This window comes from Acidobacteriota bacterium, assembly GCA_035529075.1.
Taxonomy (GTDB): domain Bacteria; phylum Zixibacteria; class MSB-5A5; order GN15; family FEB-12; genus DATKXK01.
The window spans coordinates 111,390-126,626 of record DATKXK010000018.1 but is presented as its reverse complement, the minus strand read 5'-3'; the positions used below and the strand labels follow the sequence as shown (position 1 = coordinate 126,626).

10 protein-coding genes are annotated in these 15,237 nt (G+C 61.4%); 2 read left to right on the top strand and 8 right to left on the bottom strand.

Annotated elements, in window-relative coordinates; all coding sequences use genetic code 11:
• The first annotated feature begins 414 nt into the window (after positions 1-414).
• Positions 415-2,712, top strand: a complete 2,298-nt coding sequence (locus VMY05_12140) for a C25 family cysteine peptidase (protein ID HUV31823.1) — start codon at positions 415-417, stop codon at positions 2,710-2,712.
• 127 nt (positions 2,713-2,839) lie between these two features.
• Positions 2,840-4,663 (top strand): asparagine synthase-related protein, encoded by a 1,824-nt coding sequence (locus tag VMY05_12135; GenBank protein HUV31822.1) that lies wholly within the window; start codon positions 2,840-2,842, stop codon positions 4,661-4,663.
• Between the two features lie 6 nt (positions 4,664-4,669).
• Here VMY05_12135 and VMY05_12130 read toward each other — a convergent pair whose 3' ends face one another.
• The 8 genes from VMY05_12130 to purM form a co-directional block, all read right to left on the bottom strand.
• Positions 4,670-5,584 (bottom strand): glycosyltransferase family 2 protein, encoded by a 915-nt coding sequence (locus VMY05_12130; GenBank protein HUV31821.1) that lies wholly within the window; start codon positions 5,582-5,584, stop codon positions 4,670-4,672.
• Complete coding sequence (locus tag VMY05_12125) at positions 5,581-6,819, bottom strand: hypothetical protein (protein HUV31820.1); 1,239 nt, start codon at positions 6,817-6,819, stop codon at positions 5,581-5,583. The genes VMY05_12130 and VMY05_12125 overlap by 4 nt, the downstream gene beginning before the upstream one ends.
• The gene (locus tag VMY05_12120) at positions 6,816-7,895 is read right to left on the bottom strand and encodes a glycosyltransferase (GenBank protein HUV31819.1); all 1,080 of its coding nucleotides are present in this window, start codon (positions 7,893-7,895) and stop codon (positions 6,816-6,818) included. Before VMY05_12120 ends, VMY05_12125 begins: the two co-directional genes overlap by 4 nt.
• Complete coding sequence (locus VMY05_12115; GenBank protein HUV31818.1) at positions 7,883-8,818, bottom strand: GNAT family N-acetyltransferase; 936 nt, start codon at positions 8,816-8,818, stop codon at positions 7,883-7,885. Before VMY05_12115 ends, VMY05_12120 begins: the two co-directional genes overlap by 13 nt.
• The gene (locus VMY05_12110) at positions 8,815-11,049 is read right to left on the bottom strand and encodes a gliding motility-associated C-terminal domain-containing protein (GenBank protein HUV31817.1); all 2,235 of its coding nucleotides are present in this window, start codon (positions 11,047-11,049) and stop codon (positions 8,815-8,817) included. Before VMY05_12110 ends, VMY05_12115 begins: the two co-directional genes overlap by 4 nt.
• On the bottom strand, positions 11,004-12,527 hold the full coding sequence (lnt, locus tag VMY05_12105; protein ID HUV31816.1) for an apolipoprotein N-acyltransferase: 1,524 nt from the start codon (positions 12,525-12,527) through the stop codon (positions 11,004-11,006). The genes VMY05_12110 and lnt overlap by 46 nt, the downstream gene beginning before the upstream one ends.
• Before the next feature lie 79 nt (positions 12,528-12,606).
• Positions 12,607-14,166: a 2,3-bisphosphoglycerate-independent phosphoglycerate mutase gene (gene gpmI, locus VMY05_12100; protein HUV31815.1), complete on the bottom strand. Its 1,560-nt coding sequence runs from the start codon at positions 14,164-14,166 to the stop codon at positions 12,607-12,609.
• Entirely contained in the window at positions 14,163-15,218 is a 1,056-nt protein-coding gene (gene purM, locus VMY05_12095; protein ID HUV31814.1) for a phosphoribosylformylglycinamidine cyclo-ligase, read from the bottom strand. The genes gpmI and purM overlap by 4 nt, the downstream gene beginning before the upstream one ends.
• Positions 15,219-15,237: the final 19 nt, after the last annotated feature.

Here is a 15,237-nt window from a genome sequence, read left to right as displayed (position 1 = left end):
CCATTCTCTACCACTCTCACCCAAAAATCGTCTATAAACTCACAAATTCACCACTCGGTGTCAAGCGGTTTTTTAAAGTTCTTTCGCCTCTTAACTGAAGACACTCCAATGGGTAACAGAAGAGAAATATCGCCAATCCTGTAAGCCGTTGTGGATTGGCAAGACGTGAGGCAAAGCAGTCTTTGCTGAAACTCGCTCCAAGAACCGGTAATGTCCCACCATATATTGTCTTAATCCCACTGCCTCCGCCGACAATCAGATGGAACAATTTTCCTGATCGACCAGCCTTGTCTCCGTAATTGGCTGCCGGACATACGGTTGTAGTTCTGTCAATTTCAGGTCAAGCCCCCCGCTTTTGGGGGCAGCAGGCTTGCACGTTCTCTATCGGGTTCAACGTGAAACGAGGAACGACCGATGAAAGCCTGCCACTGGAGTCCCGTGCTTGCCTTAGTCCTCGCTGCTTACGCGCAGTCGGCAGAGAGACCTACCATCTCCTTCGCGGCATCAGACCTCAGTGTCAGGGAGAGTGTCGTCGAAGTGCGGTACGACGATTTCAGCGTCGTGCCGGTGGTTGGAACGCTCTCGCTTCCCGCCAAGAGTTGCCTGGTAGAACTCTACGGGAGGGAAACGGTGGTCGGCGTAAGGGCATTCTCCGGCCCGGCCAAGAGGATTGCTGAGTTTGGACCGGACGTACTTGCGCCGGACGTGCCGACGTCCGAAGCCGAACCCGTTGTCGCGCCCGGCTGGCTGTCGGAGGCCGGTTCCGTAACGGGCACCGCTCACGTGGCTGCGCTTGGAGAACTGGAGGTCGACGGCAGGCGGTACGCGGACCTTCTCGTGTTTCCGGTAACCGTCGACAGTTGCGGCAACGCCACCTTCTGCGAGTCGCTGTTTCTGTACGTCGGCTCCCGTCTCGTTGAACCCGACGCGCTCCTTGACCGCAGGAACGTCGCGGCGTCAACGATCTCGCGGTCATCGCGGTCCGCCGCCCTGAGTGACACGACCGTCCCCGGTTATGTCATCGTTACGTCCGGGGCGCTGGCCGATGCCTTTCGACCGCTCGCCCGCTATCGAACCGAGACGGGATACGAAACGCAACTCACGCTTATCGAGGACGTGCTGGCGACCTGTGACGGCAGGGACGACGCCGAGCGACTGCGGGCGTACTTGCAGGCATTCCATGAGTCAGGCGGCCGTTACGTGCTTCTTGGGGGAGACGAGACCGTTCTGCCCATCAGGTACGCCTATGCGTTCAACACGTACGGCACACCGTCGCTGCATTATCTTCAGATTTGTGACCTGTACTTCGCGGATCTCACCGGCGAGTGGGACGCCGACAACGACGGTGTCTGGGGCGAACCGTTGCATGACCGGCCGGACCTTTTCCCCGAACTGCTGGTCGGACGGCTGCCGTTCAACACTCCGGAAGAAATCGAAAACTACACGCGCAAGCTGATCGCGTACGAGATGTCTCCCGGGGAGGGGGACCGGGACTACCTGGCCCGCGCCTTCTTCTTCTCGTCCGACCAGATGCGCGACTACGGCCAGGCGGGGCAGCACGGCCTGATCGCGGAGGCGTTCCCGGACTGCTTTTTGATCGATACCATCAGCGGCGTGGAGCGGCTTAGCGGTGACGATGCCAACCCCACCAACCCGCCGGCGCACGATCTTGAGAGCGTCCTCTCCGAGGGGTACGGCATAGTGAACGTCATCGCCCACGGGGGCAACGATGCCTTTTGCGTCAGGACTTCGAACTATAACGAATGGCCGAAGTCGCTCTTCAACAACGACAACGTTACCGGTCTTGCGGCCAACGGGAAAAGCTCGCTGTACTACTCCCTGGCCTGCGCCAACGGGGGATTCGACAAGGATCAGCCGCCGTTTCTGGAAACGGGGCCCAATCTCGTTCAGACGTTCCTTGCGGCCGGACAGGCCGGAGCGGTGGCGTTTGTGGCGTATTCGCGCTGGGGGTGGGTCAACCTCAGTCACCTCCTGCACAGGTCCTTTTTCGATTCACTTTTCGCCCACCCGGAGTGCCCGGCGGTCGAAGCCGTGTACGCTTCCAAGGCGGCCCACTTCATGTACCGCGACCTCGTGTACGGGCAGAATTTCTTCGGCGACCCCTCCCTGAGGATATACCTGCAGGTTCCGGTGACACCGGCGGTAAAGGTAACAAGGGACTCCGGGCGAATGGACGTTGCGGTCACGTGCGACGGGATACCTGTCGATGGCTGCCGTATCGTCCTGTCCATCGAAGGTGAACTGATCGCCACGGCGATGACCGACATGCGCGGCCGGACAATCCTGGACGGCCCGGCCGATCCCAACACGGTCTGCAAACTCACCGCCGTGGCACCGGGGATGACAACGCGCCAGATTACGTGCGCCGGCTCGCTCATTACCGGGTCCGATGAAGATCAGGATGCCGCGCCGCAGGGTTTTTCGCTGGAGCAGAACTATCCCAACCCGTTCAACCCCGCCACGACCATCGCCTTTGATCTGCAGCAGCCGGCCCATGTCAGGCTGGACGTCCACAACGTTCTCGGGCAGATCGTATCGATCCTGAAGGACGAGGTAATGGCGGCAGGGCGTCACGTGGTGCCATGGCACGGCCGTACAAGCAGCGGCAACGAGGCCGCCAGCGGCGTGTACCTCTACCGCCTCGCGGTGAACGATCGCACCGCCGTGCGAAAGATGTCGCTCCTTCGATAACGCCGCCGGGCATTCGGACTGCCGGAGCACCATCCGACTGCAAACCATCCTTTACACCTCGGCCGTGATAAGGTAACTTGGCGCGAGACGTATAGCCTGCGCCGCATTGGCGTCAAGGAGACTGGTTGTGCCGGGTTTCACCTTCCTGTGCTCGCCGGGTGGTGAGCATAACGGGGCTAAATTCAGCCGGTCGCTCGACGAGTTGCTGCACGACGAGCGCTACCGGCGGGAGACGGTGTACGAATCAGGGGCCGTCCGGCTGAGCCTGACCCGTTATCCGGAGTACCCGGTCGTTATTCTGGACGAGCCGGATTATCTCGTCGTCGTCGAAGGACACGTGTACGGCTGCACCGGCGCAGATCTTCGGGCCGACGTCCTCGCGCTGGCGCGAGATATGTTCGATGACGATGCCGGCACAGCCGTCCGGATTCGGAGTTGGCTGGAGCGTCACGACGGCGCCTTTGTCGTCCTCGCCCGGGAGAAGCGGACGGGCGGCTGGGCATTCCTTAACGATACGCTCGCCAGGCTCCCGGTGTACGCATACCAGGACGGGTCGCGGTTCTGCCTGTCACGGGAAATCATGTTCTTCCCGCGGTACGCGGACGCCCTGTCGCTGGACCGAGCGGCCGTGGCTCACTACCTGCTGTTCGGGTTTCCCCTGGGCGGCAGGACGCTCCTGGAAGGCGTGCGTCGGTTGCCGGCGGCCACACTTGTTCGGTGTCACCCGCCGACCGGCGACGTCCACCGGCAGACGCTGCACCGGTTCGACCTCAGAGGCAACGATGTCTCCCGACGGGCCGCGGACGTAGTTGAGGATCTGGTTTCAAGCTTCACCGCAGCCTGCCAAAGGCAGGCCGACCCGGACGGGCATAACGTCATGTCACTGAGTGGAGGTCTGGACTCCCGCACCGTCGCGGCAGGGCTCCTGGCCGCCGGGAGCCGATTTAACGCCGTGACGTTCGACGACGGCCGGGGAAGCGCAAGCATCGATGCCGTCCGCGCTCGCGAACTGGCCGACAGCATGAAACTTCACTGGGAACTCGTTAACCTGCCGCCCCCGACCGGCCGGGAAGTACGGCAGATTTTCAATATCAAAGGCGGCCTGGTCAGTTCCGCGATGGCTTCCGACATCCGATTTCTCGACCACATAGAAAAACGGTTCGGTCGTAACGTCACTTTTTTCTCCGGGGACGGCGGAGACAAGGTGCTGCCCGACCTTCGTCCCCCCCGCCGCCTGACTTCACCTCGGGCAGTGGCAAGATACGTTACCAGCCAGTTCCGCGTTATGCCGCCGGCGATGGTGGCGGATTTGACAGGCATATCTCAGGAAAGAATCTTAGAACAGGTTGAAGCCCAGGTCGCGTCGTACCCGGAAGAATCACCCGATCAGAAGTACATCCACTTCATGTTCTACGAACACGGCGTAAACTGGCTGTTCGAGGGGGAAGATCGCAACCGCTCCGCCGTGTGGAACGCGACGCCGTTTTACGACCAGTCGTTCTTCCGACAGGTCATGTCCTGTTCCTGGGAGCAGAAGAAGAACCACCGGCTTTACGCTGCATTCCTGGCGCGGCTGTCGCCGCCTGCGGCCGCCATCGCCGATGCCACCAGAGGCGGCGTCGTAACATCGTCAGCATATCGACGCAGACTTTCGCTGATCACGCTGGTGTCCCGATACCCGTCCCTGGCCCAACGTCTCAGGGATATACGCCGGCCCGGCAGGTCGTACCCGGCTGCGTCACCGATCATCCAATGCATCGCCCGGCGGAACCGGCGCTGCGAGGCGATGTCGGACTACCTCAACCCCCGCGCCCTTGACCGGGTTGCCGCACATCCCGGGAAACTGACTCAGCAGGCTCTGCATAATCTGCTCGATATCACAACGTTGATCGAATTCATCACCGGCTCGCCGGATACCCTGGCCGACTTCGCGGACGCCGAATTCAAGTAGCAATTGTCACAAACCCCGCCAGCGGCTTCCGGGCGGCAGCTTCGCACTACTAATGGCACGCAGGAGCAGGCGTCCCAGCAGCCGCGGGACCAGGCCCAGCAGCAGCAACAGGCCGCTTAACCACAGCAACGGATACTCTCGCGCACGGGCGTACTTGGCCAGGTATCGATAAAGCGACCGGTGCGAGGAGACAATCATGCGGTAAGGCCGGGCTCCCGTCGAAGCCCCGACGTAGTGCTCCACCACGGCCTCGGGATAGTACAGCAGCCGGTACCCGGCGTCCCTCATACGCCGGCAGTAGTCAACGTCGTTCATGAACAACGGGAAGCGCTCGTCCATCAGGCCCACCCGTGCAACCACCTCCCGGCGGATCAGCATCACGGACCCCATCGGCTGATCGACGAACATCTCCGACCGGTGATCAAACCAGCCCATCTTCCAGGAGGAGAACTCGCGGTGACGGGGAAACAGCCGGTCCAGGAGAAGGGTCTTATAGATCATGTGGCGATAACTCGGCAGCGACCTGGCCGACGACTGCAGGTGGCCGTCAAAATCGTGATACGCCGGCCCGATGAGACCGATGGTGTCGTCAGCCTTCAGGCGTGCCAGTAACCGCGCGGCCGTGCCGTCGGGAAAACGCAGGTCCTGGTTCAGCACGTACAGGAAATCTCCGGCTGCGGCCTGTAACCCGATATTGACCGCCCTGGCAAAGCCGAGGTTGCGCCCGTTGTCGATAAGGGTCATCCGGGGGAACGTGCGGCGCACGAATTCCACCGAACCGTCACGCGAGCCGTTGTCGACGACGATCACCTCGTGACGAAATCCGCGCAGGTCCTCCTGTAGGGTTCGCAGACAGTCCGGCAGGAACTTCATGCCGTTGTAACTGATCACGACAGCCGAGATTTCCGGAGGCGCGGTCATGGCAGATTGTCCAATATCGAGGCGAACGATCCGGCCATCTCCTCCGAGGAGTACTTACGGGCGTAGTCGGGAAGCGGCGTGATATCACGCCCCCCGGTTTCCCTGGCCCGGATGATCTCGGTGAGAAAATCCACCGCCCGCCCAAGGCTGGACTCGTCAAAACACGCACCGCTGCCCGTGGCCTCGATCAGGCGCCCCACCTCGCTGTCACCGGGAGCACAGGCCAGGATCGGGCGGCCCGACGCCAGCAGGTCAAACACGCGGGAGGGAAGAATCTTCGCCTCCCCGACCGAGGTAGCGGTGTACATGAGCGAAGTTGCCGACAGCAGGCGGATTGTCTCCTTCCTCCCCTGCAACAGCTTCACGTCGCATCGCTCGTGCAGAGCATATTCCTTCAGTTGAGCGGCAAACCAGTCGGGATCGACCTGCCCCACCTGAAGCAGCCGGAGTTTATCAAACTCGGAAGGACTGACTTCGCGCAGGCACGACAGCGCTCGGAACAACGGCGCCACCGGCACCTCCGCGCTGAACGATCCCAGCAGGCCGATGACGAACTGATCGGCGTCAGCGGGCGGCTGCCAGTTCGCGGCCAGGTCGGCGTCATAACCGTTCGTCACCACCCTGCCGCATCCGAGATACTCGCTGACTGCCTGGTTGACGGTCGTAATCTCAGTCGCTTCGTCCACGATCGCCGCCAGCAACTGTTTGCCCCTGGTGACAAGTGAAGGTTCGTCAAACGTGTCCTCGACTTTGTAGGACGTCCAGAAGTCGCGGAAGTCGGCCACCCAGGGCAGGCCCGCGTCACTTCTGAGCTGCCGGGCGACAAGGTGCGCGGAGACGGGAGGTGATGTCGACAGCAGCGCGTGATACCTGTTTTGCCGGACCAGTTTCCGGCCCAGCCTTACGGCGGGTTTGACCCAGCCGATTTTGCTGTCAGGGAAAAACCGGGCCGAGACCTTTCGCGCCCTGTCTGCCGCCGAGTCACCGACACGACGCACCCCGGCAAGGTACAAAAGTCGCTGCGGGTCGCGCGAACCCGACCGATGGACATCTTTCGTATCCACGCCGTCAAGCAGTTCCGGTTCGTAGGCGCGATACGCGACCGGTTTGACCGTCAGGACGTCGCAGTCCCAGCCGCACGCCGGGAGTTTCTTGAACAGATTGAGAGGCCGGCCCACGCCGCCCAGACCCAGCGGAGGAAAGTAGTAACAGATCAGGAGCACCTTCCTGTTCATTTCTTCCTCCGCGCGGCAAGTTCGCGCATGATACTGATCGTCCTGGCGACGTTATCTTCGAACACGGCGTTCGCTTTGACGCGCTCGAAGTTGCGCCGTCGCATCGCCCGGAAGTCCTCCTGCGTGTCAATGAGGTGCAGGATTGTTTTCTTGAGGGTGTCGCCGACAAACGGCTCGAACAGGAAACCGTTCTGGTCCGTGAGCCACTCGTGCACACCGGGAACATCAGCCACCACCGGAACCAGCCCGAGGGCCATGGCCTCAATCAGCGACGCCGGGGACGAATCCGAACGCGCGTTGGACAGGTAAATGTCATGGTCGGCCATCATGGCAAGGAAGCCGGCTCGCGGGAGCACGTCGTAGAAGTGCAGCCGATCACCGACCACCGCACGGGATTCATGCCGGAACCGCTCGAACAGCGTGCCGAACCCCGGAAACGTCACCCGCACCTTGTCGTCCTCAATCAGCGGAGCGAGGGCCCGCACGATGAGAGTGTTACCGTATACCCGTTCGTGCGGTCTCGGCACGAGAATCCGCAGGGGCGTGTGAAAACGATAATCCCTCTTGTGCAGCGAGAGAAACTCGCTTTCCACACCCCACGGAATCACGGCGCTGGGGCATGAAAAGGCCGAGACGGATCGCGCCGTGTCCAGCAGGAAGGCCGAGTCTCCGGCCACGAAGTCGGCCCGCGCCAAACCGAGTGCAACCTTCCAGCGATGCAGTGTTGACTTTTGCGGCACGACCAGCACGTCGGAGCCCCAGAGGTTGACAAACACCGGGGCCCTGCGCCGGGCTCCGGCCAGCACCGAGATGAATCCGTAACCGGAAACGAAATGCGGGTTGACTACATCGGGCCGGAATCGCCTGATCAGCCTTCGAATCTCAAATGAAGCCAGGGCGTAGTGAAGGGACGAAACCGGGCCTCGCGACTTCAACCGAAAATGATACGTCGACCCTCGTTCCAGCGAGGCGAGCAGGATGTGGCACCCCTGGCGGCGCAACTCACGCACGTACCGCTCCGTGTGGAACGACCGGCTGTCCGCCAGCACCAGAATTCGCAGCTTTACGCTCTCCAAAGCAGCCGACTCCATCGGGACTTCAGACGATACAGGTTATAGCAGTGATCCGAGCCGCCCCACTTATGCTTGTACGCAGCGAGGCTGTCGGCGTCCGGCGGAGACGTCCCGAGGCTCAGGTACCGCATGCCGTCCTCGGCCGCCTTTTTCGCCGCCGTGTAAAGCATGTACTGGTTGGGCTTGAGAAAAGAGAAGGCTCTGTCCGAATAGACCTGCCAGTTCAGCAGCGTATCGCCCAGGACAAGGTTGACGTGTGAGGCGACCGGTTCTCCCCGGTACTCCGTATATTGCCACCTTATCCTCGCGTCCCGCTCGGCCAGCGCCGCCAGTTGACGAAAGAACCGCTCAGTATAGAGCGGTTTGTGGCTGTGGCGTTTACCCGTCGCTTTTGCCAGAGAAAGAAACCCGTCGAGATGTCTTCGCGCGTCAAAGCGTTCTACGCCGATTCCCTCCCGCTCGGCCTTGCGTACCTCGGACTGGATCTTCCTGTCCGGAGGCTGCCAGCCGGGATCCGTGATATCTACCAGGACGGTTGCGCACCCGCTGGCCTCCGCGCCCGGCAGGGGCCCAAGGTGCGACCAGTAGTCCGCAAGGTACGTTATCGCATAGCCGGCTTCCGTGAGTGCCTGTATGGTTGACTGCGCCACGGTCGGGCGGTCGATGTCCGTATCGGCGACCGTCACCAACTCGGCATAGCACCCGGCGGGCATGGCCTGAAACCTCGTCAGCGGCGCACGGCCGAACTCGACACCCGACAGCACGGCCAGCACCTGCTCCTCGCTTTGGGTGACCCAGAAGACCTCGCGACCGCCCTGCACCCGCCACAGCTCCGCGAAGCCCATCGATGAAAAAAACGATGCCGCGTTCAGGCGGTCAATGACCTCCCTGGCGAGCCGGGAGGACGTGCAGCGAACGGTTTTCATTGGTCACGGACCAGCAGAAACTTCCCCCTGGCCACTTTCCCGTCAGCATCCTTCAGGACAAACAGGTACACGCCTGACGCAACGGGCTCGCCGCGCTGGTTGCGACCGTCCCACGACTCATCCGAGAGATCGGTCACTTCCCAGACCAATTCGCCAGCCACGTTGAACACGTGCACCGTATACCGGCCGGCAAAGCTGAACTGCAGCCGATCGTCAGCAGACCTGATTACGAAGGGATTGGGATAGGCAAGCACGGAGTCAAGCACGGGTGTAAGTCCACCGGTGGCCGAAAGGTACTTCGACAGCCCCGAACCGGTGGAGACATACAGGTTGCCGGTCGCGGCATCGAGCGTCAGGTTACTGATCTCGTTGCCGACAAGGCCGCTGTTCAGGGTGTTGAACAACTCAAAGGTGCCCTCGGAGGCATCGAAGCGCACCAGACCGTTTCTCGCGCCGATCCAGGCATTGCCCCGGCTGTCAAACTCCAGGGCCGTGATTTCCGGCCCCACTCCCGCCGGCAGGTTGACATCAACCCATCGGCCGATCTCGCCGACCTGCCCCAGGCTCTCATCGAGCCGCGAGAGACCGAAATTAGTTCCTGCCCACAGCTCACCCTCGGGCGAAAACCGCACCACCTTGACCGCATCAGAAGGAAGAAACGAGTTGGCCTTCTGGAAGTTGACACAGAAATCGTCGCTCTTGTCCAACGGATCGGGGCCGATTCCGCAATAGTAGACACCGGTATAACGCGACCCCACCGCCAGGACACCGTCGTAATAGTCGACTGACTGCAGCACGTCGTTGGAAATACCGTCCTCAAGACCGAGGGAATCCCACTGCACGGGGTAGCCGGTCCCGTCAAGGCGCGCCACCGCCACCGGGTAACCGTTGTACGTGTAGTAAAGCGAGGCGAACAGGTAACCGCCGGTGATGCGCACCCCGCTGACCCACGCAAAAGAATGGGCGGCCTCGTTGCCAATGATGGTGGAATTCGTATCGTTGAAATTGATGAGTGCCGTCCCGTCGGTTCGCCAGAGTCCTCCCCCTTCCGTGCCGATCCAGGTATAACCGAACCCGTCGGAAGTGAGAACGGTGGTGTAATGGCGCGGCTCGTACGGCAGTGTGACCCACAACTCGCCGGCTCTTCTGGCCGCCCGCTGGTTCAGGAAACCGCCGAACATGGTACCGTCACGGTCAATCGCCACATCCGTCACGCGGTTGCCCGGAGTGCCGGTGTACGCGTACTGCCGGAAACTTCCCCCCTGATCGTAATAGACCCCGCGTTCACGGTCGGCAACCACCCATCGGACGTCGCCGGTATTCACTCCGGTCACCTTTGCGGTCGGCGCCCCCGGCGTCGGGATCGCCATGATGGCACCGTCCTTGATAAGCGCCAGGCCGCCGGAGTAATAGATAAAGAGTGAGTCACTATCGACGCGCATGTCATAGAACGTCTGCGAGGAAGCGAACGGAGATTCCGTGAAGGAAGTATCGGCGCCGTCAATGCTCATATGAAATGCGCCGCCGCCGGTGATCACATACAGGGAATCCTCATAGCGCGTCACGCGGCGTATCACGCTCGTGGCCAGTTCCGGGTTGGAGGCAACATCGAAAACCGTCCAGTTCGCCGGTGCCTTCAGCAGGTCGGGTTCGCGACGGTCGGCGAAGGCCAGCCCGTTGCCCGTAGCCAGCCATATCAGGCTGTCTTCGAGCCAGATGTCGTACACCGGGGGGAACGGGTTCACCAATGTGATTGGATACTTGTCCGCGAATCCCGCCCCGGCCACGCCCGCTTTGGTGAACAGAATAAGGCCACTGTCGCTGCCAAGCCAGAGGCCGTCACCGTCATCAACCACGCAGCACAGGTTCAACATCCCGTACACCGGCAGCGTGGGAAACCGCTCGGGAGAAGGGCCGCCGAACCGCACGAACTGCCCGTAGCCGGTCACCCATTTCTGGCCCTCGGCGTCAACGATGATATCCGTGATGTCCGCCGTGCCGAGACCGTCGAGATTCGTGTACATAAGGCCCGGCACCAGCGGGTCGGTGACGGCCAGGATTCCTCCGGAAGTAGCCAGGAAGAGCGTATCGTCGATCACGCGCATCCGCCGTACGTCCTTGAACGAGGTAATCGTTTCCCAGCCGAAGGGACGCAAGGTCGATACGCCGCCAAGCACCAGGACGGTCAGCGCCAGGAGGAAGCGGCCGGAAATACCCTTCTGAAAATCCATAGTAACAGCAATATACCGATCGTTGCGAGCGTTATCAAGAACGAGGCAAGCCCGACGACGTCACCGATTCGGGTGAAGACTGAGCGGCCGTCCAGCATCTCGATGCCGCCGACGAGACCGGCCACCTCATCGAGACGCAGTTCTCCCCTGATCCGCCCGTACCCGTCCACAATGTAGCTTATCCCGCTGTTGGCGGCACGAGCCATCCAGCAACGATTCTCGACCGCCCGCGTCAGGAGAATGCGCGAATGCATGTAGACGCCCACCGAGTGGCCGAACCAGGTGTCGTTGGTGATACCGACGATGAAGTCCGCGCCCTTGCGGATAGCCTCACGGGCGTAATTGGGGAATGTTGATTCGAAGCAGATCAGCACGGCGTAACGGGCGTCCGGTAGCTCGTACAGGACCAGCGAATCGCCGGGGTGGAAATCGGACCACCATTGCACGTCGTAGGTTTCGATGAACGTCAGGTACTTCGACAGGACCTCCCTGCGAAGAAACGGCAGGTAGCTCTGGTACGGTACCTGTTCGGAAAACGGCACCAGCCTCACCTTGTCATACCGGGCTTCCATGTAGCCTTCGGGATTGAACTGGTAGCAGGAGTTGTAGTGCCGCGGTTCACGGCCGACCATCGAGGCGCCCAGCGCCCCGACCAGATGATATGCTCCCGTGGCGCGGGCCGTGGCGCCGACCACCTGCCGGTCGCTCGGGCTGTGAGAGAGGTACGACGGCGCCGCCGTCTCCGGCCAGATGTAGAGCTTTACGGCGCTGTCACCGATCGACCGGGCAAGGGAATCATAAAGCTGAAGGCTGTAATCCTCGTTGGCCCTCGCCCATTTCTCATGCAGCGGCACCGACCCCTGCAGCACGGCAACCTTGAACGTGCCCGCGACCGGGTACGGCGGCATGACGGCCCAGCCGTAAGCCACCAGCAACAGGACGACCGCCCCCGATATCAAGCCGCACGTGATCCGCCGTTCGCCCGACAGCCCCCGGCGAAACACCTGCCACAGCAGGACGTTCACTGTCACGATGAGAAACGACAGGCCGTGCACTGATATGATCGAGACGATCTGCAACACGTACAGGTAGTCCGCCTGCGAATAACCCAGATCCGACCAGGGAAAGGCAAACTGCGAAAGCGTCCGGAAAAACTCCATGCCGACCCAGAGGAAAGGCAGAGCAATAGCTCCATAAAGCGGCCGCCGGTGGTGCAGGCGGTTGAAAATCACCAGCACGGCCGTATAGTAAAAGGAGACGATGACGACGGCAGCCGCGGTGCCGGGCGGAGTCACCAGCGCCACCCAGTACAGGGAGAAGGCATTGAAGATAAAGGCGAAGAAGTAGGCGGCGGTGAAGGCCGGTCGTCCCCTCAGTCGGGCGATTATCACTACGGGACGAACCAGCGAGAACCAGGCCAGGAATCCCAGGTGGCCGGGATAGAACGAGAGCGAAAGGAGAAAGGCCCAGACGGTCAGTTCGAAACGCCGCTTACGGATCTCAATGTCGGGCGGAACAAGGAGACGGGCTATATATCGAAAAAGACTCAGCAGACGACTAACCTCGCACGATTAATGACGTCCCGGTCATCTCCGTCGGTATGTCAATGCCGACGATGTCGAGTATGGTGGGAGCAATGTCGGCCAGGATCCCCTTCTCGCGAAGCCTGACCGGGTCCGGGCCGAATCGTTTCCGCAACTGCCCGGCGGGGTCGTACAGGATACAGGGCACCGGGTTGGTGGTGTGAGCCGTCCACGGCCCTCCGGTCTCAGGGTCAATCATCTGCTCGGCGTTGCCGTGGTCGGCCGTGATAATGGCCACACCGTTCTGGCGCTTCACCTCCTTGAGGAGCCGCCCCACTCCGGCGTCGACGGCTTCTACGGCTCTTTTGGCCGCCTCGAAGACGCCGGTATGACCGACCATGTCACAATTGGCGTAGTTGAGCAGCACGAACGCGTAATCGTTGGAACTCATTCTCCGAATGGCGTTGTCGGTTACCTCATCCAACGACATCTCCGGTTGCATGTCATATGTCGGTATCATGGGTGAGGCGATCATGTCCCGGTCTTCACCCTTGAACGGGGCTTCGACACCACCGTTGAAGAAGAAGGTGATGTGTGCGTATTTCTCCGTCTCGGCGGTGCGCAGTTGTCTCAGGCCGCGGTTGGACAGCACTTCCCCCAAAATGCTGCTGAGCGCCATGGAGTGAAAAGCCACCTTGGCCTCGTACATCCGCTTGTCGAAGTTGGTCATGGTGATCAGTTCGGCGTCGGGAATGCGGTAGTGGATATAGCCCTTAATCTCATGACCGCAGAGGAAATAGGCCAGTTGGCGCATCCGGTCGGCCCGGAAGTTGAACATGATCGCCACGTCACGGTCGTTCAGCCGGCCGACTTCCGGATTACCGTGGTCAATAACCAGCGGCACGATGAATTCATCCGTTACCTGCTTGGCGTACGAGGCCCGAATAGCCTCGACCGGATCTTCGAACTTCTCCCCCTGGCCATAGACAATCGCGCGGTATGCGCGGTCAGTTCGATCCCATCGCCGGTCGCGGTCCATTCCGTAGTAGCGCCCGCCGATGGTCGCCACTTTGCCGAGTCCGATTTCGCCGAACTTGCGCAGGACCTCGGCCATGTGGAACTGGCCCGACGTCGGCGGCGTATCACGACCGTCGGTGAAGGCGTGCAGAAAGACGTCACTGACGTTCTTCTGCCGGGCCAGTTCAACCAGGGCGTACAGGTGATTCAACGATGAATGCACGTTGCCGTCGGAGACAAGCCCGAACAAGTGCACGGCGCGGCCTTCCTCGGCGGCACGCTCCATGGCGGCGCTGAGAACGTCATTGCTGAAGAATTCGCCGGTCTCGATGGCCTTGTCGATGCGGGTTATGTCCTGATACACGATGCGCCCGCCGCCCAGGTTGAGATGCCCCACCTCGCTGTTGCCCATCTGCCCTTCCGGAAGGCCGACCGCCGGCCCTGAACCCTCGAGAACGGCGAACGGCGAGGACATGAGGAGTTCGTCGTATACCGGCGTATGCGCTGCGGCCACCGCGTTGTCAGGAGTGGCCTGACGCAGGCCCCAGCCGTCCATTATCACGAGCAGCACCATCATGGTTTCACCAGCCTGACCTTATCGTCACCGGTGACGATCCGGCCAATGGGGAAAGCGGTCGCTCCGGCGGCGAACACGGCCGCCTTAATCTTATCGGCATCCCGGGCGGCAGCCACAAGTATGAACCCGATGCCCATGTTGAACACGGAATACATTTCGTCAAGGGATACGTTGCCGGCCCGCATGAGAAACTCGAACACCGGCGGCACCGGCCAGCCGTCCCTGACGATCTCGGCCGACAGGCCGTCGGGGATAACCCGTCTCAGGTTGCCGGGAATGCCTCCGCCCGTGATGTGCGCCATGCCGTGAACGTCGACCAAATCCAGCAGGGGATGAATGACACCGGCGTAGCAGGTATGCACCTTCATGAGCGCCTCGGCCACGCTCGCGCCGAGTTCATCCACGACATCATCCGGTTTCAGGCCGGCAACGTCAAAGACGATCTTGCGAGCCAGGGTGTACCCGTTGGTGTGCAGACCGTTGGAGGGCAGGCCGATGCACACGTCTCCCTCGGCGATCGTCGCACCGCTGACGATCTTTTTCTCGTCCACCACGCCGACGATGAACCCGGCCAGGTCGTACTCGTTGAGCCGGTAGAAGCCGGGCATCTCCGCCGTCTCGCCGCCGAGCAGGGCCACGCCGTTGGCCTGGCAGCCCCGGCTGAGACCTTCAACCACCTTCGTAACTATGCTCGGCTCCAGCCTGCCGGTGGCGATGTAGTCAAGGAAGAACAAAGCCCGGGCACCGTGCACCAGAATATCGTTGACGCAATGGTTGACCAGATCCTCGCCGACCGTGTCGTGCCTGCCGGTCATGAAGGCCAGCTTCAGCTTGGTGCCCACGCCGTCGGCCGAGGAGACAAGAACCGGCGACGCAAGGCCGGCAAGGTCCGGTTTGAAGAAACCGCCGAAGGCGCCGATTTCCGAAAGGACCCCGGCCCCAAACGTCTTGCGCGCCAGCGCCTTTATCCTCTCGACGGCATCCTGACCGGCTTTCAGGTCAACTCCCGCCTTGGCGTAATCCAGTTTATCGTTGGCATGGGAATCAGACACAGGGCCAATGTATCCGCCC